Here is a 19,315-nt window from a genome sequence, read left to right as displayed (position 1 = left end):
GGCCGGTCACTGACCGGCCGGGGCCGTTGCGTTTCCGCTTTCGGCCGTGGGTACTGGATCTGGAGCGGGGGAGGGGCCGGGCAGGGCGCCGGTGCTGGCCTCCGGCGCGGCGGCCTGCCCGGAGGCGTTAGAGTTAAAAGGCATGTCTACCACCCGAAGGAGGGGCCGTTGGGAATCTTGGACACCATCCGGAATCCGCAGGACCTGAGTAAGTTGTCCGGGGCGCAGCTGGATCAGCTGGCAGCCGAGGTCAGGGATTTCCTGATCGGCAACGTCTCCCGGACGGGAGGGCACCTGGGCCCGAACCTCGGCGTCGTCGAGCTCACCATCGCGGTGCACCGGATCTTCGATTCCCCCCGCGACAGCATTGTCTTCGACACAGGGCACCAGTCCTACGTGCACAAGCTCCTCACCGGACGGCAGGATTTCAGCACGCTCCGCCAGCAGGGCGGCATGTCCGGCTACCCGGACCGCGCCGAATCCGAGCACGACATCGTCGAAAGCTCGCACGCGTCTTCCTCGCTGTCCTGGGCCGACGGCATCTCGCGCGCCCGGCAGCTGACCGGCGACGGCGACCGCTTCGTCGTCGCGGTGGTGGGCGACGGCGCCCTGACCGGCGGCATGGCGTGGGAGGCCATCAACAACATCGCGGCGGACAAGAAACGCCGTGTCGTGATCGTGGTCAACGACAACGGCCGCTCCTACGCCCCGACGGTCGGCGGGTTCGCCGACTACCTGGCGTCCCTGCGCCCCACCATCGATTCCCTCCGGGCCGCGCCCTCCTATGAAGGCACGCTCGAGTGGTGGAAGCGCAAACTGCAGAAGGGCGGCCCCGCGGGGCAGTTCACGTACAAGAGCCTGCACGCCATGAAGAAGGGCATCAAGGACTGGTGGGCCCCGCAGGGCATGTTCGAGGACCTCGGCATGAAGTACATCGGTCCCGTCGACGGCCACGACCTCCAGGCCATGGAAAACGCCCTGTCCACCGCCAAGAACTATGCCGGCCCCGTGATCGTGCACGCCATGACGGAAAAGGGCCACGGCTACGCCCCGGCCCGCGCCCATGAAGCGGACCAGTTCCATGCCGTGGGGATCATCGATCCGGAGACCGGCGCACCCACCGAGGCCGGTGGCGCGAAGTCCTGGACCGCGGTGTTCGCCGACGAGATCGCCGACATCGCCGACGAGCGCCAGGACATCGTCGGGATTACCGGTGCCATGCTGATTCCGGTCGGGCTACACAAGTTCGCCGCCCGGCACCCGGAGCGCGTGTTCGACGTCGGCATCGCCGAGCAGCACGCCCTCACCTCGGCTGCCGGCATGGCGTTCGGGGGACTGCACCCGGTGGTCGCGGTCTACGCGACGTTCCTGAACCGTGCCTTCGACCAGCTGCTGATGGATGTCGCCCTGCACAAAGCCGGCGTCACGATCGTGCTGGACCGGGCCGGCGTCACCGGACCCGACGGCGCAAGCCATCACGGCATGTGGGACATGGCCATGGTCCAGATCGTCCCCGGGCTGCACCTCGCCGCGCCGCGCGACGCCACCCGGCTGCGGGAGGAACTGCGCGAGGCTGTGGCCATTGAAGACGCCCCGAGCGTGCTCCGCTACTCTAAGGGCAACGTCGGCCCCGAAGTCGATGCGGTCGAACGCCTGGAGGACGGCGTGGACGTGCTGGCCCGCCGGCCCGCGGGCTCGAGCGAGAACGACGTCCTGATCGTCAGCGTGGGCGCCATGTCAGAACTCGCTCTGGACGTCTCCGGCCGGCTCGGTGCCCAGGGCATCAGCTCCACGGTGGTGGATCCGCGCTGGGTCCTCCCGGTCCGGCAGTCCATCATCGATCTCGCCGCGCGCCACCGCCTGGTCATTTGCATTGAGGACGGAGTGCGGGCCGGCGGCGTCGGTTCCCGGATCCGCCAGGAGATGCGTGCCGCGGGCGTCGACACCGCCCTCAACGAGGTGGGCCTGCCGGTCGAGTTCCTCGAACACGGCACGCGCAGCCAGGTGCTCGAACGCGTGGGCCTGACCGCCCAGCAGATCACGCACGACGTCGTCGCCCAGGTCCTGGGCACCAAGGTGCCGTTTGCGCGCCCCTTGCCCGGCCAGGAACACCCCAGCACCGGCAGCATCCCGCAGCTGTAGCCAGCACATCCGTTGAGCACTACCCGTGGGCGCCACTGAATCCGGCGCCGGACGGCCCAGGAAGGAACTGGCATATGAGTGGAATTATCAGAGTTTACAAGCGTGACGAAGAGGGCACCCTGCACTTCAGGGAGGCCTGGTTTGATGAGGACTACAGCCAGTTCGTGATGAACCACGGCGTCGTCGGACACCAGAGCAAGACGGACGAGACCGACGTCGCGGACGCCGAGGCGGCGGAGCGCCTCATGGACGCCTTCGCGGCGCAGTGCGCCGAGGACGGCTACGCCGAAATTCCGGCGGAGGAACAGTCCTGGGTAGTAGCCCAGTACGCGCTGAAGACCAAGGAGGGGACCAGCCGCGACCGGTACCTCGAGGAAAAAGCCAAAGACGCCCTGATCAGCCATCTGGCCTGGCGGGGCCTGGGGATCGTGGACCGCAGCGAATTTTCCGACGCCCGGCTCAACATCTTCTGCCTCACCCCGGACGTGAATAAGACCGTCAACGCCATCAAGGTCTGCATCCGCGGCGAAGACCTCGACTTCACCAAACTGAGCATTGGCGCCGCGCCGTTTGGCGAGGATACTTTCAAGCTCAAGCACTCGCCGAAGCCGGCAAACAGCTTCACGCTTTAGGCAGCACGGGCAAGGAGCCGGGCACGGCTCACACCAGTTTGGGGGCACGGACTGAAAGGCAACGCAATGACGCGCAAACCCTCGAAACCAGGCTGCACCCCGCTGCCCGCGGGACTCGCGGCGCCGGCGCGAAAGTCGCTCGCGCACGCCGGGATCGAGACCCTCGAAAACCTCGTGCAGCTTGGCCGGCGCCGGCTTGCCGGGATGCCGGGCGTCTGCCCCCGGACCCTCGCGCAGCTCCAGGACGCCATGGACGAGCACGGGCTGAAGCTGCCGGCAGGGTAGCGGGGGTCCGCTCCTCCGCCGCCCGCGGCGGCCTGGCCGGGACACCCGCCGGGGCGATATAGGCTAAAACCATGACTGAATACCGCCGCGTTGGAACTTCCGGACTGTCCGTCTCTGTCGTGGGACTTGGCTGCAACAACCTGGGCCGGTCCGGGACCGTGACTGAATCGCAGGAAGGCACCGACGCCGTCGTGCACGCGGCGCTCGACGCCGGGATCACCTTCTTTGACGTCGCGGACGCCTACGGCCGCGAGCCCGGCCTCAGCGAGTCAATGCTCGGCAAGGCCCTCGGTTCCCGCCGCGACGATGCGGTCATCGGCACGAAGTTCGGCATGGACATGCGCGGCGCCAACGGCGAGGACTTCGGTGCGCGCGGATCCCGCCGCTACATCATCAAGGCGGCGGAGGCCTCGCTGCGCCGGCTCGGTACGGACTGGATCGACCTCTACCAGTTCCACACCCCGGACCCGCTCACGCCCATCGACGAGACGCTCTCGGCCCTCGACGACCTCGTCACCAGCGGCAAGGTCCGCTACATCGGCCACTCCAACCGGGCCGGCTGGCAGATCGCCGAGGCCGAGTACGTGGCACGCGCCCGCGGGGGAGCCCGCTTCATCTCCAGCCAGAACCACTACAACCTGCTGGACCGGCGCGCCGAACTCGAGGTCACCCCTGCAGCCGAGGCCTACGGCCTGGGCGTCCTGCCGTACTTCCCGCTCGCCAACGGCCTGCTGACCGGCAAATACTCCGCCGGCCAGGCCCCCGAGGGAAGCCGGCTCAGCCACACCCGCACCAACCTGGTCCACGACGCCGACTGGGAACAGCTGGGTGCCTTCGGCAAGTTCGCCGCCGACCGCGGGCTCAACGAAGTCCAGGTGGCCTTCTCCTGGCTGGCCGCCCAGCCGTCCGTCAGCAGCGTCATCGCCGGCGCCACCACCCCGGAGCAGGTACGCCAGAACGCCGCCGCCGTGGCCTGGAAACCCAGCCATGCCGACCTCGCCGAGCTGGACGACCTCTTCCCGCGCACGCCCAAGGTGGCGCTGTTCTGAACAGTGCTGCAAGCGCCGGCGCGGCGGAACCTGCCGTGACGCATTCAATCCTGATGGACGTCGACACCGGGATCGACGACGCCCTGGCCCTGGTCTACCTGCTGTCCCGGCCCGAGGTCCACATCCAGGCGATCACGTGCACCGCCGGGAACGTCGGGGCCCGGCAGGTGGCGCTGAACAACCTGACCCTGCTGGAGCTGTGCGGCCGCGAGGGCATCGAGGTGGCCATCGGCGCCGAGGTCCCGCTGGAGATCCCGCTGGTCACCACCGAGGAGACCCACGGGCCGCAGGGCATCGGCTACGCCGAGCTGCCGCCGCCGCGCCAGCAGATCTCGGCGCGGCACGCCGTCGACGTCTGGGTCGAGGAGGTGCGGGCGCACCCGGGGGAGCTCACCGGCCTGATCACCGGACCGCTGACCAACTTCGCCCTGGCCCTGCGCCGGGAACCGGAACTTCCCCGGCTGCTCAAGGGACTTGTGATCATGGGCGGCAGCTTCTACTACCAGGGCAACACCACCCCGACGGCCGAATGGAACACCTCGGTGGATCCGCATGCCGCCAAGGAGGTGTTTGCCGCCTACCGGGGCCTGCCCGAGGACAAACTGCCGATCCTGTGTGCCCTGGAAATGACCGAGCGGATCGAGATGCACCCGGAGCACCTGCGCCGGCTTGGCGAGGCCGCCGGTGCACCGGAGCCCGAACTCGTCCTCCCCGAGCAGCCCGAAGGCCAGCGCAGCCGGTCCGGGAACCCCCTCGTCGCGTGCCTGTCCGACGCCCTGCGCTTCTATATGGAATTTCACCGGCTCTATGACCAAGGCTATGTGGCGCACGTGCACGACGCCTTCGCGGCCTGCGCCGCAGCGGGGCGCACACCGTTCGCCACCCGGCCGGCCACGGTCGACGTCGAAACGGATTCGCCCCTGCTGATGGGTACCACGGTGGCCGATTTCCGCGGGCTGTGGGGGTTGGCGCCGAACGCCAGGATCGTCTCCGACAACAACCCCGGGCACTGCTTCGACGAATTGATTTCCTCGATCGGCGCCCTGGCCCGGGAGGTGGGACGCCGGACGCCGACGGGCTGAAACCGGACAGTATGGCTGCGCCAATGCGGGGAGTGCCCGCAGGAGTCTGCGGATCGCTAGGAGGGTCGCCGCTCGCTAGGATGGTAGCTGCGCCGAGGTGACATGAGGCGGAACTTGTTGCACCCAGCCAAAGGAACACCCCTCATGTCACAGCCAGCCCTCACCATCATTGCCCCTGGACAGGCGGCCGGCCGCAGGCGCCGCCTGCTCGAAATCGCCGGGGCCGCCGCCATCGCCGCCACCTACATCTTCCTGGTGTTGACCCAGCCCGCCGACATTGCCAACGGCCCGGCCAGCTTCTCGGCCCTCGTTGCCCTCGGCGGCTTCCTGCTCGGCGCAGTGCTGCTGATTGCGGCCGTCCTGCCGGCGCTGCCCACCTCCACCGTGGTCCTCATCCCGGTGGCACTGGTCCTGAACGTGGTCCTCGGACAGCTGATGGGCAGCACGGGCCTGCCGTTCTACATCGACGCGATCGGCACCGTCCTGATCGCCGTCCTCGCCGGACCCGCAGCGGGCGCCGCCACAGGCGCGCTGTGCAGCATCGTCTGGTCCTTCTTCAACCCCACCGTCCTGCCGTTCGCCGCCGGTGCCGCCCTCATCGGCTTCCTCGCCGGCATGGCCGCCCGCGGCGGCCTGTTCCGCCGCTTCTACCTCGCCCCCGTCGCCGGCTTCGTCACCGGCATCCTGGCCGGCGTCGTCTCCGCCCCGATCGCCGCGTTCGTCTTTGGCGGCACGTCAGGGCTGGGTACCGGGGCGATCGTCAGCGCCTTCCGCGCCATGGGCGATACCCTCCTGGCCGCCATCACCAAGCAGGCACTGATTTCCGACCCCATGGACAAGGCGATCGTCTTCACCATCGCGGCGCTGCTCGCCTACGCCCTGCCCCGCCGCACCACCTTCCAGTTCCCCTTCGTGCGGCGCTACCGGGTGCTCGCCGGCAAGGCCCCGGCAGCACCGGACGCCTGAGCCCCGCGGCGGCTGGGACACCCCGACCCTGCGACACTGACACAGCGACCATGACACCGCGACTGCACCCCTTCACCACGCTGACCCTCGCCGTATGCGCCGCCGTCGTCACGACGGCGGCCGCGTATTGGCCGTTGTCTGTCGCCGTGGCCCTCGCCGCGGTGATCCTTGCCGCGCGCCATGGCATTGCGGGGCGCGTCCTGACCGCAGGAGCCGTGATCCTGACGCCCCTGTGCCTGTCCCTGCTGGTGCTGCACGGCCTCTTCTTCCCTGAGGGCCAGACCGTGCTGGCCCAGTGGGGCCCGGCGAGGGTCACGGCCGAGGGTCTGGGCTTCGCACTGGAGCTGGGAACCCGGACCACGGCCTGCGTGCTGGTATTCCTGCTCTTTTCCTTCACCGTGAGCGTCCCCGACCTCGTCTCCGCCCTCGCCGGGCGTAGGATCCCGCCGCAGTTCGGCTTCGTCCTGGCCTCCACGCTCACCCTCCTGCCCGCCGTCGCGGGCCGCCTGGACCGGATCCGGCAGGCCCAGGAAACCCGCGGGATGGTGGGCGGACGCGGCCTGCTGTCCCGCCTCGGCACCCTCCGTCTGCAGATGGTGCCGCTGGTCCTGGCACTGATTGACGACGCCGGAAGCCGGGCCCAGGCGCTCGACGCCCGCGGCTTCGGCAGCCCGGGGCCCCGGACCAGCTACCGCGAAGTCGCCGACCCGCCCGCCCAGCGGCTCTTCCGGGCAGCCGCGCTGGTGTTCGCGGCGGCCGCCGTCGCCGGGCGGATTATGGCCTCCTGGCCTGCCGGGGCGGCGTCATGACGGCCGCCACCCGCACGGCGCTTCAGATCCGGATCGAGGCGTTCACGTTCCACGGCGATGACGCCCCGGTGCTGAGGGATGCCGCACTCTCGGTCACGCCGGGTTCCCTGACCGCCGTCCTGGGCGGGTCCGGGAGCGGAAAATCCACGTTGGGCAAACTTTTGGCCGGCTGGCTCCGGGCCGGTCACGCCGGACAATTCCGCGGCAGCCTGGAGCTCGGCGGCACCGTGCTGGAATTCCGCGGCGTGCCCGAGGACCCCCGGATCAACCCCGCCGAGTGGTCCCGCCGCGTGGCCTTCGTTCCGCAGGACGCCGCGGCGATGCTCTCCTCGGTGCGCGCCACGGTCGCGGAGGAGCTGGCCTTCGGCCTGGAAAACCGCGCGACGGCCCGGGAGGACATGCTCCGCGCGGTGGAGCGCACGGCTGCCCGCACCGGACTCTCTCACCTGCTGGACCGGGACCCGGCCACGCTCTCCGGCGGGGAGCTGCGCCGGCTCGCCGTGGGCTGCGCCGTCATCGCGGAACCGGACGTGCTCATCCTGGACGAGCCGTTGGCATCGCTGGACGCCGTCGGAGCCGCGCAAGTCGAGGCCCTGGTCCGCGGCCTCTGCGGCGCCGGGACCGGCGTCGTCCTCCTGAGCCAGGCGGCGGACCGGCTCGCCGGGGAAGCCACGCGCTGGACGGTTCTCGACGCTCAGACGGCGCACGACGGCAGGACGGTCACCGCTGCCGGGACGGTCACCGCTGCCGGGACGCCGGCGCAGCTGGCCGGCTCTGCCGAACTGGAGCGCGCCGGAGTGATTGGCATAGGCGGGCCCGGCGGTATTGGGCCCAACATCCTAGGGTCCGGCGTTGCCGCCGGGGCCCGCCGTTCCGGGCCCGTGCCTGCCGCGGTGCCCGGTCCCGGCCCGGCATCGCTGGAACTGCGCGGGGTTGGGTTCGGCTACGCTGGGGACCCGCGGCGGCACGGCACCGGCGCGCAGGACCGGGTCCTCCGGGACGTGGATTTCGCCGTGCGCCCTGGCGAGATCATCGCCGTGACCGGGCCCAACGGCGCCGGCAAGTCGACACTGCTGCGCCACTTCAATGGACTGCTCCGGCCCTCGGCCGGGGACGTGCTGGTCTGCGGGCGCAGCATTGCCGGCGTGCCGGTGGGAAAGGTCGCGGCCTCCGTGGGCCTGTTGTTCCAGCACCCCCGGGACCAGCTCTTCGAACGGACCGTCCTGCGGGAAGCCGCGTTCGGACTCCGGCAACTGTCCGGAAAGGCCGGCGCCGAGGGCAAGGCCCGGGCCGCGCTGGCTGCGGTGGGCCTTGCCGGTACCGAGGCGGCACACCCGGCCGAGCTGTCCGCCTCCCGGCAGCGGCTGCTCGCCCTGGCCACGGTCCTGGCCCGCGAACCGGCGGTGTTGGCCCTGGACGAACCGACCGTCGGGCTGGACCGGCACGGCCTCGAGGCGCTGCAGGGCGCCGTCGACCGCGCCGCCGCGCGGGGCGCCGCCGTCGTCATGGTCACCCACGACCTGGACTACGCACGGAGGAACGCGCACCGCGTCCTGGAACTCAGCGGCGGGAGCCTGCGGGAAATCTGACTGGGGCCGCGGGGTGGGCACGGAATCCAACGCGCAATGGATGACGCGCAATGTATATTGCTTGGAGTTTCCGCGGGCCTGGTCCTGGACGGCAGGATCTATTCCGCAGACGCGGTCTTTCGCGTTCCAGCCTTCCACCTCAACACCGCAGACATCGAGGCTGCCCACGTCATGGCGCCGCCGGGATGCCCGGACACTGTCCCGAAAGCAGCGCCGCCGCCCGGACCAAAGTCCGGGCGGCGGCGCCAACAAAAGCGGGAGCGGTAAAGCCTGGCTTTAGGCCGGTTCTGACGCCACGCCCGGGGCCAGGAACTTCTTGCCGTTGACCCGTTCCGAGGCGCCCACCCGGTCCAGATACGGGGTGATCCCGCCCAGGAACATCGGCCAGCCCGCGCCGAGGATCATGCAGAGGTCAATGTCCTCGGGACCGGCCACAACGCCTTCCTCGAGCATCAGTCCGATTTCCTCCGCCAGTGCGTCCTGCGTCCGGCGCAGCACCTCCTCGCCGGTGGACGGGGTGCTGCCGAATGACATCAGTGCCAGGGTTTCGGCCGGAATGAACGGCTTGCCGTCCGGGCCCGGCACCGGCGCCCCGTTCTGCACGGCCCAAATGGACGTCACACCGTTGTCGATCAGCGCCTGCAGGTTCGCCGAGACCCTGAAGCGGTCCCCGAACGCCGTGTGCAGCGATTCCTGGACATGCTGCGCCACGGGCAGGCCCACCATGGCGCCGAGCACAAACGGCGTCATGGGCAGGCCCATCGGCCGCAGCGCATTGTCGGCCACGTCGGCGGGCGTGCCCTCGTCGAAGGCCGCGGTGACTTCACCCATGAGGCGCAGCAGGACGCGGTTGACCACAAACGCGGCGGCATCCCTGACCAGCACCGCCGACTTCCTGAGCCCCTTGGCGAGCTCGAACGCGGTGGCCAGCACGGCGTCGTCGGTCTTCGGTGCCCGCACGATCTCCAGCAGCGGCATCACAGCCACCGGGTTGAAGAAGTGGAAGCCGACCAGGCGCTCGGGGTGCTCAAGGTCCTCCGCCATCGCGGTGACGGACAGCGAGGACGTGTTGGTCGCGAGGATGCACTCTTCCGAGACGATCGCCTCGACTTCCTTGAAGACCTGCTTCTTGACGTTGAGTTCCTCGAAGACGGCCTCAATGACGAAGTCGGCGTCGGCGAAGGCCTCCTTCGAAACTGATCCCGTGACGAGCGCACGGGTGCGGTTGGCGGCGTCGGGGCTGATCCGGCCCTTCGCCAGCAGCTTGTCCACCTCGGCACGGACGTACCCCACGCCCTTGTCCACGCGGGCCTGGTCGATGTCCGTGAGCACCACGGGCACCTTGAGCTGGCGGGCGAAGAGCAGGGCGAGCTGGCTGGCCATCAGGCCTGCACCGACGACGCCGATCTTCGTCACCGGGCGCGCGAGCTTGCGGTCCGGGGCGCCGGCGGGACGCTTGGAGCGGCGCTGCACGAGGTCCAGGAAGGCGTACACCGTGGAGCGGAACTCGTCGGTCTGCATAAGGTCGGCGAGCGTCTCGCATTCGAGCTGAGCGGACTGCGCCTGGGTCAGGGTGCGGTTGGCCTCCATGACGTCCAGGACCTTGGCGGGCGCCGGGGAAGCGTTGGAGGTCTTGGCCTCCACGAAGGCCCGGCCCTTGGCGACGGCGGCCGCCCAGCGGGCGGCGACCTCCGGAGCGGACGGGTCCACGGCGTTCGCCCGCTCCGGCGCCACGGCACCGGCAATGACTTTCGCGGCCCACGCCAGGGACTGTTCCACAAAGTCGGCCGGCTCGAACATCGCGTCCGCCATACCCAGCTGGTAGGCCTGCGGCCCGGTGAGCGTGCGGTTGTTGCTCAGCGGGTTTTCGATCATGACCTTGAGGGCGTTCTCCGGCCCGATCAGCCGCGGCAGGATGTGGACCCCGCCCCAGCCAGGGATGAGTCCGATGAACGCCTCGGGAAGGGCCAGAGCGCCGGCGCCGGTGGAGACCGTGCGGTAGGTGGACTGCAGCGCGATCTCCAGGCCGCCGCCCAGGGCCAGGCCGTTGATGAACGCGAAGCTCGGCACGCCGAGGTTCGCCAGGGTGGCGTAGACGTCGTGGCCGAGCTGGGCCATCCACAGGCCCTGTTCGCGTCCGCTGACGGACTTGACCGTGGACAGGTCGGCGCCGGCCACGAGGAAGTACGGCTTGCCGGTGACGCCGACGCCGGCAATCTCGCCCCGGGCCGCGCGTTCCTTCAGCCCTTCCAGGACCGTGCCGAGTTCGATCAGCGTGTTGGGTCCGAGGGTGGTGGGCTTGGAGTGGTCCAGGCCGTTGTCGAGGGTGACCAGCGCGAAGATGCCGGGGCTTTTGCCGTCAGTCGTCCCCCCACCGTCGACGGGCGGCAGTTCGATGTCCTGGACATAAGAGTGGGTGACCGTCTCGTTCGGGAAGAGGTCTGCAAGCTTGCGGAAATCAGCGGCGCTCATGCTGTGGCTCCAGTCTTGGTGATCGTGGTCTCTGCGTGCTGTGCTTCTGTGTTGTGCATTTCTATGCCCGGTGCTTCGGTGCCGTAATCCGCGTGATGCGGGTTCTCCCAGATTACGGTGGCGCCCATGCCCAGGCCGATGCACATCGTGGTCATGCCAAAGCGGACCGAGGGGTCCTCCTCGAACTGCCGGGCCAGCTGGTTCATCAGCCGGACCCCCGAGGACGCCAGCGGGTGCCCGACGGCGATCGCGCCGCCATAGCGGTTGACGCGCGGGTCGTCGTCGGCGATCCCGAAATGGTCCAGGAAGCTCAGGACCTGGACGGCGAAGGCCTCATTGATTTCGAAGAGCCCGATGTCCCCGATGCCGAGCCCGGCGTTCTTGAGCGCCTTCTCGGTCGCCGGGACCGGGCCGATGCCCATGACCTCGGGTTCCACACCGGCGAAGGCATAGCTCACCAGGCGCATCCTGACCGGCAGCCCGAGTTCTTCGGCGGCATCCGCGGAGGCCAGCAGGGCTGCGGTGGCGCCGTCGTTCAGGCCCGCGGCGTTCCCCGCCGTGACCCGGCCGTGGGCGCGGAACGGCGTCTTAAGCGTGGCCAGGTCTCCGAGCGAGGTCCCGGGGCGCGGGGGTTCGTCCACGGTGTTGACGGTCCAGCCCTGGCCCGGCTTCATCGTGGCGACGGGTACGAGGCCGGGCTGGATCTGGCCGTTGGCGTAGGCTGCGGCGAGTTTGTCCTGCGACGCGACGGCGTAGGCGTCGGTGCGGTCCTTGGTGATGGCCGGGAAACGGTCGTGCAGGTTCTCGGCCGTGTTGCCCATGTTCAGCGCGGCGGGGTCCACGATCCGTTCGGACATGAAGCGCGGGTTGGGGTCGGCGCCGGCGCCCATCGGGTGGTTGCCCATGTGTTCCACGCCGCCGGCGATTACGACGTCGTACGCGCCGAAGCCGATGCCGCTCGCCGTCGTGGTGACCGCGGTCATGGCGCCGGCGCACATGCGGTCGATCGCGAAGCCGGGCACGGTGCGGGGGAGCCCGGCCAGCAGGGCGGCGGTGCGGCCGATGGTCAGGCCCTGGTCGCCCGTCTGGGTGGTGGCGGCGATCGCGACCTCGTCGATCCGGTCCGCCGGAAGCGAGGGGTTGCGGCGCATCAGTTCGCGGATGCACTTGACCACGAGGTCGTCGGCGCGGGTGCCGGCGTAGATGCCCTTGTCGCCGGCGCGGCCGAACGGGGTGCGGACGCCGTCGACAAAGACGACGTCGCGCACGGTCCTGTTTCTTCCGATGCTCGGGTTTGCGCTGCTGGGTTTTCCGCTGGTGCGGGCTTGGCTCACGGCGTACTCCTCATTGAGACATGGTGCCGGAACCGTGCCGGTGGCAGGGGTTGCCACAGGCAGGAAGGTTCCGAACGACATCATGCATCATGTTACTCGCCAGTAACATAGCTGGCAAGGAGGAGATGAGCGTCCCGGGGATGAGCTGCTAGACCGTGGAACCCGACGGCGCCTCCGCGGCGGCCTTGGGTTCCTTCGCGGGCAGCGGCTCGGGGTGCAGGAAGGCCTCGGCAATGAGCGGAGCCGTGATTTCGATCTGCCACTGGCGCGCCCCGAGGTTCGCCAGTTCCTCGGCCACGCCTTCCTCGCTGCATTCTGCCGGAGGACGCCAGGCGACCCGCCGAAGATAGTCCGGGGTCAGCAGGTTCTCCACCGGCAGGTTCAGTTCCTCGGCCCTGGCCTGGAGTTTCGGACGGGCCGTGGCGAGCCTGGCGGCCGCCTCCGGGTCCCGGTCCGCCCAGACGCGCGGGGGCGGGGGAGCGTTGGTGGGCAGGTGCAGCGGCGGCAGGTCCTCCAAGGCCCTGGCCACGCCGATGCAGCGCAGCCAGCGGGGGGCTTCCCGCTGCGCCGCGCGGCCGTGGAAGCCCTTGGTGCCCAGGAGCTGGGGAACCGTGGAGGGCATCGCCTTGGCCGCGGCGACGAGCGCGGAGTCGGGGATCAGCCGGCCGGGGGCGACGTCACGTTTCTGGGCCAGGGAATCGCGTTCCAGCCACAGCTCCCGGACTGCGGCCAGTTGGCGGCGGTCCCGGATCTGGTGCAGTCCGGACGTCTTGCGCCACGGATCAACGCGCGGCGGGGCCTGTCCGGCTTCGAGGATGGCGGCGAATTCCTGCTCGGCGTATTCCAGCTTTTCGTCCGCCACGAGCAGCTCAATCAGTTCCTCGCGCAGCTCGGTCAGGACTTCGACGTCGAGCGCGGCGTAGCGCAGCCACGGTTCCGGCAGGGGCCGGGTGGACCAGTCGGCGGCGGAGTGTTCCTTGGCCAGGCCGAAGCCCAGGAGCTGTTCGATGACGGCGGCGAGGCCCACCCGGGGCAGTCCGGCCAGGCGGGCGGCGAGCTCGGTGTCGAAGAGTTTGTCCGGCCACATGCCGAGTTCGGACAGGCAGGGCAGGTCCTGGCTGGCGGCGTGCAGGATCCATTCGACGCCGCGCAAAGCGTCATTGATGATGCTGAGGTCACCGAAAGGTTCGGGATCGATCAGCCAGGTTCCGGAGCCTTCGCGCCGGATCTGGACCAGGAAGGCGCGCTGGCCGTAGCGGAATCCCGAGGCGCGCTCCGCGTCCACGCCCGCAGGGCCGTGGCCGGCGGCGAGAGCCGCGGCGCAGCGTTCGAGTCCGGACTGGGTTTCAATGACCAGCGGCACGCCGTCGCGGGGAATGTCGAGGTCGATCACTTCAGGGACCAGGCTGTCGAAGCCTTCCACGGTGATGTGGGCTGTGGTGTCAGCAGCCTCGGCCGTGGTGCGACTGGCGCCGGCCGTGCTGATTTCCGGATTCTGAGGGGTCATGGTCTCTACAGTTTACCGACAACATGGCGTATAGAGCCGTGACCGCGGCCGAACAGGCGCCTCATGCGTGTCCGCGGGGGCGGCGGGGAAGGGCCGTGACGCCCTCGGGCAGGGGCGGCAGTCCGGCGAAGGTGCAGACCATGTCCGACCACGCCTCCAGGTGCGAGGTGATGTCCGGGGTGGCCGGGGTCCAGGAGGCCCGGAGCTCAATGTCGATTGAATTCGGCCGGTCCGACAACGTTCCAAAGCTCTCCGAGAGCACGCGGGTGGCGGTGCCGCCGGCGGAGCGGTACGGGGCCTGATGGTTCTCCAGCGCTTCGACCAGCCAGGTCCACGCCACGGACCCCAGGAGTTCGTCGTTGCCCATCTCGGGTTCCAGCTGGGCGCGGATGTAGGTGACGATCCGGAATTCCCCGTCCCACACGGCAGAGCCGTCGGGATCGTGGAGCAGAATGAAGCGGCCAGTGGCCAGCTCGATGTCGTCGCTGCCGGACGCCCGTGCCAGGGCAGCGGCGGCCGGGCCGTGTACCGGTCCGCCGGCGGGGGAGTCGCCCGGGCCGATCACTTCCGCGCCCAGGGCCACCGCGAACGGCGCCAGCCGGGACGGGGCCGGAATTTCGTCCAGGTGCAGCTCGCTGCGGCACCGTGCCTGCCGAAGGGTCCCCAGGGCGAAGAGGAAATCTGCCGGAACCTGATCGAGGGAGCTCACCCTGGAAGGTTATGCAACGGCCGGAGCCCTGCCCGGCAGGCTCGCCGCCGGGCAGGGGAAGCGGTGCATGGTTCAGGCAGCGGCGAGCTCGCGCTTGATGGCCGCAATGAAGGAATCAACGTCATCCTCGGTGGTGTCGAAGGAGCACATCCAGCGGACCTCGCGGGCCGCCTCGTTCCAGTCGTAGAAGCGGAAGGACTTGCGCAGCCGGTCCGCGACACCGGCAGGCAGGACGGCGAAGACGCCGTTGGACTCGGTCTTCTGGGTCAGTTCGACGCCGGGGATCGCCTCGACGCCGGCGCGCAGCCGGGCGGCCATGGCATTGGCGTGCGAGGCCGAGCGCAACCACAGCTCACCCTCGAGGAGGGCAATGAACTGGGCGGACATGAACCGCATCTTGGAGGCCAGCTGCATGTTCATCTTGCGCAGGTAGACCAGGCCGTGTGCGGCCTCCGGGTTCAGGGCGACCACAACCTCGCCGAACAGCAGACCGTTCTTCGTGCCGCCGAAGGAGAGGATGTCCACGCCGGCGTCACGGGTAAAGGCCCGCAGCGGGACCCCCAGGTGGGCGGCGGCGTTGGCCAGCCGGGCACCGTCCATGTGCAGCTTCATGCCCTTTGCGTGGACATGCTCGGCGACGGCCCGGACCTCGTCCGGGGTGTAGCAGGTGCCAAGCTCGGTGGTCTGGGTGATGGACACGGCCAGCGGCTGGGCGCGGTGCTCATCGCCCCAGCCCCAGGCTTCCTGGTCGATCAGTGCGGGGGTGAGCTTGCCGTCGGTGGTGGGGACCTGCAGCAGCTTGATGCCGCCGATCCGCTCCGGTGCACCGTTTTCGTCCATGTTGATGTGGGCGGTGGAAGCGCAAATGACCGCACCCCAGCGCGGGAGGAGCGACTGCAGGGACAGGACGTTGGCTCCGGTGCCGTTGAACACCGGGAAGCACTCGATGCCTTCGCCGAAGTGCTCTTCCATCAGCTGCTGCAGACGCGCGGTGTAATCGTCCTCACCGTAGGAGACCTGGTGGCCTTCGTTGGCGGCGGCCAGAGCCGCGAGAACTTCCGGGTGCACGCCGGAATAGTTGTCGGAGGCGAAGCCGCGGACGGAGGGATCGTGGAGCCGCACCGCAGTGCCGGCAGGGACAGTTTCAACTGTGCTGGTCATCGTTTTGCTCACGCTTTCAGTCTAAGAGGTCGGGCCGCCCGGGCTAAGCCCGGGGCCCTGGATCGGGGCCCAGACCCTGTGCCGCAGACGCTGGGGCTGTGGATCCGAGCCGCGGAATCAGGGATGTTTCAGCGGCTGAGCAGCAGCCGCTGGCCGTTCAGGTCGCCGGCAGGAGCGTTGAAGAGTCCCGCTGCGGCAGCCGCCAGGTCAGCCACGTCCGTGAAGCCCGGGAATTTGCGGTCCGGGGCCTTGGCCCGCATTTGCGCGTCAACGAGGGCTTTCACCACGAAAATGACGGCGGCGCTGCGCAACGCGGCGCTGTCCTGCCCGGCGTTGTCCTGCTGCGAGTTGTCCTGTTGCGAGCTGTCCTGCCCGGGAGTGCCGGTGGCGTTGCCCGCGGCGTGGGCCCGGCGGAAGCCGTCAGCGACCGCCAGCGTCCAGGCCTCGGCGGCCGCCTTGGCCGCGGCGTAGCTCGCCCCCGCCGCCGTCGGGGCGCTTACCGCCGTGGAGGACACCATGGCGAAGCGTCCGGCCTCCGAGGCAGCGAGGTCGTCGAAGAAGACGCGTGTGACGTTCCGCAGGGTCGTGACGGCGTTGCGTTCCAGGAAGTCCCAGTCGTCGTCGCTCTGGTCCGTGATGCCTTTCGCGCCGCGCCAGCCGCCCACCAGGTGGATAACGCCGTCGACGCGTCCGGCCATGCCTGCAATGCTTTCCCGCAGGGCGCGGACGTCGGCCAGGCTGGCGAGGTCGCAGGCGAGCGGCGTGACGCCGTCGCCGGCCTCGGCGGCGGCCGCCTCGATGCGCGCGGCATCCGATCCGACCGTGAAGACCCTGTGGCCGGCGCCGCGCAGGGCGCGGGCCGTCGCGATACCCGACGGCCCGCTGCCCCCCGTGACCAGCACGTTCAAAGTGCGTCCGGCGCTCATCCGGCGTTCAGGGCCTGGGTGTCGCCGGACTTTGATCCCGTGTCTGAGGACCCTGTGATGCCGGCAGTGGATTCGATGACGGGACGCATCTTCTTCTCCAGCGCCTCGTAGAACATGGAGAGCGGGAATTCGTCGTCGAGGACCTGGTCCGTGAGGCCGCGGGGCGGACCGTCCAGGGGGAGGGCGTCCGGACCCTTGGCCCAGACCGAGGCCGGGTTGGGCGTGACCGTGCCGGAGATGAGCTCGTAGGCCGCGAGCCAGTGGGCCATCTTGGGGCGGTCGATCGAGCGCCAGTACAGTTCCTCGATCTTCGCGCCGAGTTCAACCACGACGTCGGCAGCCTCGTCCCAGTCGATGCTGAGTTTGCTGTCGGTCCAGTGCAGGACGTGGTGCTGGTGCATCCAGGCGAAGAGCAGCTGGCCGCCAAGGCCGTCGTAGTTCCGCACGCGAGTGCCGGTAATGGCGAAGCGGAAGATGCGGTCGAAGATCACGGCGTACTGGACCAGCTTGGCGTGCCGGCGGGCCTCCGGGTCAGCGTCCTCGTCCTTCTCGATCTTCACGGATTCGCGGAAGGCGGTGAGGTCGCAGCGCAGCTCCTCCAGTGAATAGAGGAAGAACGGCATGCGCTGCTTGATCATGAACGGGTCGAAGGGCAGGTCGCCGCGCATGTGGGTGCGGTCGTGGATCAGGTCCCACATGACAAAGGTTTCCTGCGTCAGCTGCTGGTCCGCCAGGAGCCCGGCGGCGTCCTCGGGCAGCTGCAGGGAGGTGATCTCGGCGGCGGCGCGCAGGACGCGGCGGAAGCGTGCGGCCTCGCGGTCGGCGAAGATCGCGCCCCACGTAAACGTCGGGGTCTCGCGGACCGCGACGGTCTCGGGGAACAGGACTGCGGAGTTGGTGTCGTAGCCTGCGGTGAAGTCGAGGAACCGGATCGGGACGAAGAGCTTGTTGGAGTATTCGCCGGTTTCCAGGCCGCCGATGAATTCCGGCCAGATGACCTCGATCAGCACGGCCTCGACGAGGCGGCTGCTGCTGCCGTTCTGCGTGTACATCGGGAACACGACAAGGTGCTGGAGTCCGTTGACCCGGTGCTGCTGCGGCTGGAACGCCTGCAGGGAGTCCAGGAAGTCCGGGACCCCAAAGCCGCCATCGGCCCAGCGGTCAAAGTCGGTGACCAGCAGTTCCAGGTAGTTCGCGTCGTGCGGGAAGGACGGGGCCAGGGCCGCGACCGCCGTGGTGATGGTTGCGACGTGGCCGGCCGCGGCTTCGTGGGCTTCGGCATCCGGCACGGATCCGTCCTGGACCTGGAGAGCGCGCAGGGCGGTGGCGGCAGCCTTGAGCCGCAGCCATTCCTGGTTGCCGGCGGTGATCGGGGCGGGGGCGGTAAGAGCGGTCGTGGTCATCGTCGACGGTCGCCTTTCTGTTTGCTGTGGAGCGTGTCGCTGGATCTGAATCGAGCGTAGCAAGCAAGCAGAGACTCTAATGCAAAATTGCCTCGAGCATAAGAAAGTCTGTGGCAAGTGATTCTGAAAAGCCGTTCCAGCGGAAGGAGAGGCAGGGCTGCGGGCTACTGCCCGGCGTCGTCCGCGGGAACCAGCTTCAGGGAAACCGAGTTGATGCAAAAGCGCTGGTCCGTGGGGGTGCCGTAGCCCTCGCCGTCGAACACGTGCCCCAGGTGGGAATCACAGGTGCTGCAGCGGACTTCCACCCGGTCCATGCCCATGGTGCGGTCATGGATGTAGCGGACGGTGCCCTCGGCGAGCGGCGCCCAGAAGGACGGCCAGCCGCAGTGCGAGTCGAACTTTTCGTTGCTGGTGAAGAGTTCGGTGCCGCAGGCCCGGCACTTGTAGACACCCCGGGTGTGCGTGTCCCAGTATTCGCCGGTGTACGGCCGCTCGGTGCCTGCCTGGCGGAGCACGCGGTACTCCTCAGGCGTCAGTTCCTCGCGCCACTGGGCGTCCGTCTTTTCGACGGGCGTTCCGGCCGGAGTCTGGTCAAAGGCCGTGGCGGCGGGGTCGGCTGCGGGTTCGGTCGCGGGCTCGGTGGCGGGCACTGCCGAGGGCATGGATTTAGGCCTGTTAAAGATACTCATAGCCTCAATAACGCTCAGGAGTCCCCGATAAATCCCGAACCGGCGTACAGATGCAGGACGGGCAGCCCCAGCTTGTCCTGTGCCTTGGTGGCCCAGTCGGTGTGGAACGTGTCGGCCACGGCGTGCGGGCGGGTGATGACCACCGCCTGTCCGGCGCTGAGTTCCTTGACCTTGGCAACCAGGCCGTCAACGGCCTTGCCCTCGACGACTTCGCCCGAGACGCCGCCGCCCAGACCGGCCAGCGCGGCCAGTGAGGCGGCCAGGGTGTCGGCTGCTTCGGCCCGCTCCCCGGCGGGATCCGAGTGTGCTGTCAGTTCACGGAAGGCCTTGGCGATTTCAAGCATGGAAAGGTTTTCCAGGAAATCCACCACCAGGTGCCGCTCGGTGTTGGCCGGCACCAGGATCAGCAGGGGCGCATCACCGCCGGCAATCAGGGTTTCAATATTGACGCGGTCATCCGCACCGAGGGGCTCTTCTGTCAAAATGACGATTGGATCACTCATGACCCCAGCCTAGTCGCGCTCGTGTTGACCTGCATCGTTGTGTCCCGGGGGACCCTG

General features: G+C 69.0%; 17 protein-coding genes. 8 read left to right on the top strand and 9 right to left on the bottom strand.

Annotation, left to right across the window (positions count from 1 at the left end):
* The first annotated feature begins 168 nt into the window (after positions 1-168).
* The 8 genes from dxs (at position 169) to ARTB_RS08880 (ending at position 8,554) form a co-directional block, all read left to right on the top strand.
* Complete coding sequence (gene dxs, locus ARTB_RS08915; protein WP_028277006.1) at positions 169-2,142, top strand: 1-deoxy-D-xylulose-5-phosphate synthase; 1,974 nt, start codon at positions 169-171, stop codon at positions 2,140-2,142.
* 74 nt (positions 2,143-2,216) lie between these two features.
* Complete coding sequence (locus ARTB_RS08910) at positions 2,217-2,774, top strand: hypothetical protein (protein ID WP_028277007.1); 558 nt, start codon at positions 2,217-2,219, stop codon at positions 2,772-2,774.
* Between the two features lie 66 nt (positions 2,775-2,840).
* Positions 2,841-3,059, top strand: coding sequence for a hypothetical protein (locus ARTB_RS08905; protein ID WP_243179305.1), 219 nt, complete (start codon positions 2,841-2,843; stop codon positions 3,057-3,059).
* A gap of 71 nt (positions 3,060-3,130) precedes the next feature.
* Positions 3,131-4,108, top strand: coding sequence for an aldo/keto reductase (locus ARTB_RS08900; RefSeq protein ID WP_243179303.1), 978 nt, complete (start codon positions 3,131-3,133; stop codon positions 4,106-4,108).
* A 53-nt stretch (positions 4,109-4,161) separates the two neighbouring features.
* Positions 4,162-5,190: a nucleoside hydrolase gene (locus ARTB_RS08895; protein ID WP_243179593.1), complete on the top strand. Its 1,029-nt coding sequence runs from the start codon at positions 4,162-4,164 to the stop codon at positions 5,188-5,190.
* Positions 5,191-5,334: 144 nt separating this feature from the next.
* A complete protein-coding gene (locus ARTB_RS08890; protein WP_243179295.1) occupies positions 5,335-6,156 on the top strand; it encodes an ECF transporter S component in 822 nt (273 codons plus the stop codon).
* A 50-nt stretch (positions 6,157-6,206) separates the two neighbouring features.
* Entirely contained in the window at positions 6,207-6,965 is a 759-nt protein-coding gene (locus tag ARTB_RS08885) for an energy-coupling factor transporter transmembrane component T (protein ID WP_243179293.1), read from the top strand.
* Entirely contained in the window at positions 6,962-8,554 is a 1,593-nt protein-coding gene (locus ARTB_RS08880; RefSeq protein WP_243179291.1) for an ABC transporter ATP-binding protein, read from the top strand. The genes ARTB_RS08885 and ARTB_RS08880 overlap by 4 nt, the downstream gene beginning before the upstream one ends.
* Positions 8,555-8,830: 276 nt before the next feature.
* Here the strand turns inward: ARTB_RS08880 and ARTB_RS08875 are convergent, their stop codons facing one another.
* From ARTB_RS08875 to ARTB_RS08835, 9 genes are all read right to left on the bottom strand, one after another.
* On the bottom strand, positions 8,831-11,026 hold the full coding sequence (locus ARTB_RS08875; protein ID WP_243179290.1) for a 3-hydroxyacyl-CoA dehydrogenase NAD-binding domain-containing protein: 2,196 nt from the start codon (positions 11,024-11,026) through the stop codon (positions 8,831-8,833).
* Positions 11,023-12,360, bottom strand: coding sequence for a thiolase family protein (locus tag ARTB_RS08870; protein WP_439954107.1), 1,338 nt, complete (start codon positions 12,358-12,360; stop codon positions 11,023-11,025). The genes ARTB_RS08875 and ARTB_RS08870 overlap by 4 nt, the downstream gene beginning before the upstream one ends.
* Before the next feature lie 148 nt (positions 12,361-12,508).
* A complete protein-coding gene (locus tag ARTB_RS08865) occupies positions 12,509-13,867 on the bottom strand; it encodes an HRDC domain-containing protein (RefSeq protein WP_243179289.1) in 1,359 nt (452 codons plus the stop codon).
* Positions 13,868-13,928: 61 nt separating this feature from the next.
* The gene (locus ARTB_RS08860; protein WP_028277017.1) at positions 13,929-14,576 is read right to left on the bottom strand and encodes a DUF3000 domain-containing protein; all 648 of its coding nucleotides are present in this window, start codon (positions 14,574-14,576) and stop codon (positions 13,929-13,931) included.
* A gap of 72 nt (positions 14,577-14,648) precedes the next feature.
* A complete protein-coding gene (locus ARTB_RS08855; protein WP_243179591.1) occupies positions 14,649-15,737 on the bottom strand; it encodes a threonine aldolase family protein in 1,089 nt (362 codons plus the stop codon).
* Between the two features lie 128 nt (positions 15,738-15,865).
* Complete coding sequence (locus tag ARTB_RS08850; protein WP_243179281.1) at positions 15,866-16,663, bottom strand: SDR family oxidoreductase; 798 nt, start codon at positions 16,661-16,663, stop codon at positions 15,866-15,868.
* Positions 16,660-18,066, bottom strand: coding sequence for a DUF6421 family protein (locus ARTB_RS08845; protein WP_243179270.1), 1,407 nt, complete (start codon positions 18,064-18,066; stop codon positions 16,660-16,662). The genes ARTB_RS08850 and ARTB_RS08845 overlap by 4 nt, the downstream gene beginning before the upstream one ends.
* A gap of 164 nt (positions 18,067-18,230) precedes the next feature.
* Positions 18,231-18,755, bottom strand: a complete 525-nt coding sequence (gene msrB / locus ARTB_RS08840; protein ID WP_243179267.1) for a peptide-methionine (R)-S-oxide reductase MsrB — start codon at positions 18,753-18,755, stop codon at positions 18,231-18,233.
* A gap of 14 nt (positions 18,756-18,769) precedes the next feature.
* Complete coding sequence (locus ARTB_RS08835; RefSeq protein WP_028277022.1) at positions 18,770-19,258, bottom strand: hypothetical protein; 489 nt, start codon at positions 19,256-19,258, stop codon at positions 18,770-18,772.
* Positions 19,259-19,315 lie beyond the last annotated feature (57 nt).

The sequence above is a fragment of the Arthrobacter humicola genome (genome assembly GCF_022803015.1).
GTDB classification, from domain to species: domain Bacteria; phylum Actinomycetota; class Actinomycetes; order Actinomycetales; family Micrococcaceae; genus Arthrobacter; species Arthrobacter humicola_A.
Note: the sequence above shows the minus strand (reverse complement) of the source record. Positions and strands in the feature narration are given on the sequence as shown.

Coding starts and splice junctions, on each gene's coding strand:
- ARTB_RS08910 (WP_028277007.1), top strand. CDS start 2,217: ATGAGTGGAATTATCAGAGTTTACAAGCGTGACGAAGAGGGCACCCTG.
- ARTB_RS08905 (WP_243179305.1), top strand. CDS start 2,841: ATGACGCGCAAACCCTCGAAACCAGGCTGCACCCCGCTGCCCGCGGGA.
- ARTB_RS08900 (WP_243179303.1), top strand. CDS start 3,131: ATGACTGAATACCGCCGCGTTGGAACTTCCGGACTGTCCGTCTCTGTC.
- ARTB_RS08895 (WP_243179593.1), top strand. CDS start 4,162: ATGGACGTCGACACCGGGATCGACGACGCCCTGGCCCTGGTCTACCTG.
- ARTB_RS08890 (WP_243179295.1), top strand. CDS start 5,335: ATGTCACAGCCAGCCCTCACCATCATTGCCCCTGGACAGGCGGCCGGC.
- ARTB_RS08885 (WP_243179293.1), top strand. CDS start 6,207: ATGACACCGCGACTGCACCCCTTCACCACGCTGACCCTCGCCGTATGC.
- ARTB_RS08880 (WP_243179291.1), top strand. CDS start 6,962: ATGACGGCCGCCACCCGCACGGCGCTTCAGATCCGGATCGAGGCGTTC.
- ARTB_RS08875 (WP_243179290.1), bottom strand. CDS start 11,026: ATGAGCGCCGCTGATTTCCGCAAGCTTGCAGACCTCTTCCCGAACGAG.
- ARTB_RS08865 (WP_243179289.1), bottom strand. CDS start 13,867: ATGACCCCTCAGAATCCGGAAATCAGCACGGCCGGCGCCAGTCGCACC.
- ARTB_RS08855 (WP_243179591.1), bottom strand. CDS start 15,737: ATGACCAGCACAGTTGAAACTGTCCCTGCCGGCACTGCGGTGCGGCTC.
- ARTB_RS08850 (WP_243179281.1), bottom strand. CDS start 16,663: ATGAGCGCCGGACGCACTTTGAACGTGCTGGTCACGGGGGGCAGCGGG.
- ARTB_RS08845 (WP_243179270.1), bottom strand. CDS start 18,066: ATGACCACGACCGCTCTTACCGCCCCCGCCCCGATCACCGCCGGCAAC.
- msrB (WP_243179267.1), bottom strand. CDS start 18,755: ATGAGTATCTTTAACAGGCCTAAATCCATGCCCTCGGCAGTGCCCGCC.
- ARTB_RS08835 (WP_028277022.1), bottom strand. CDS start 19,258: ATGAGTGATCCAATCGTCATTTTGACAGAAGAGCCCCTCGGTGCGGAT.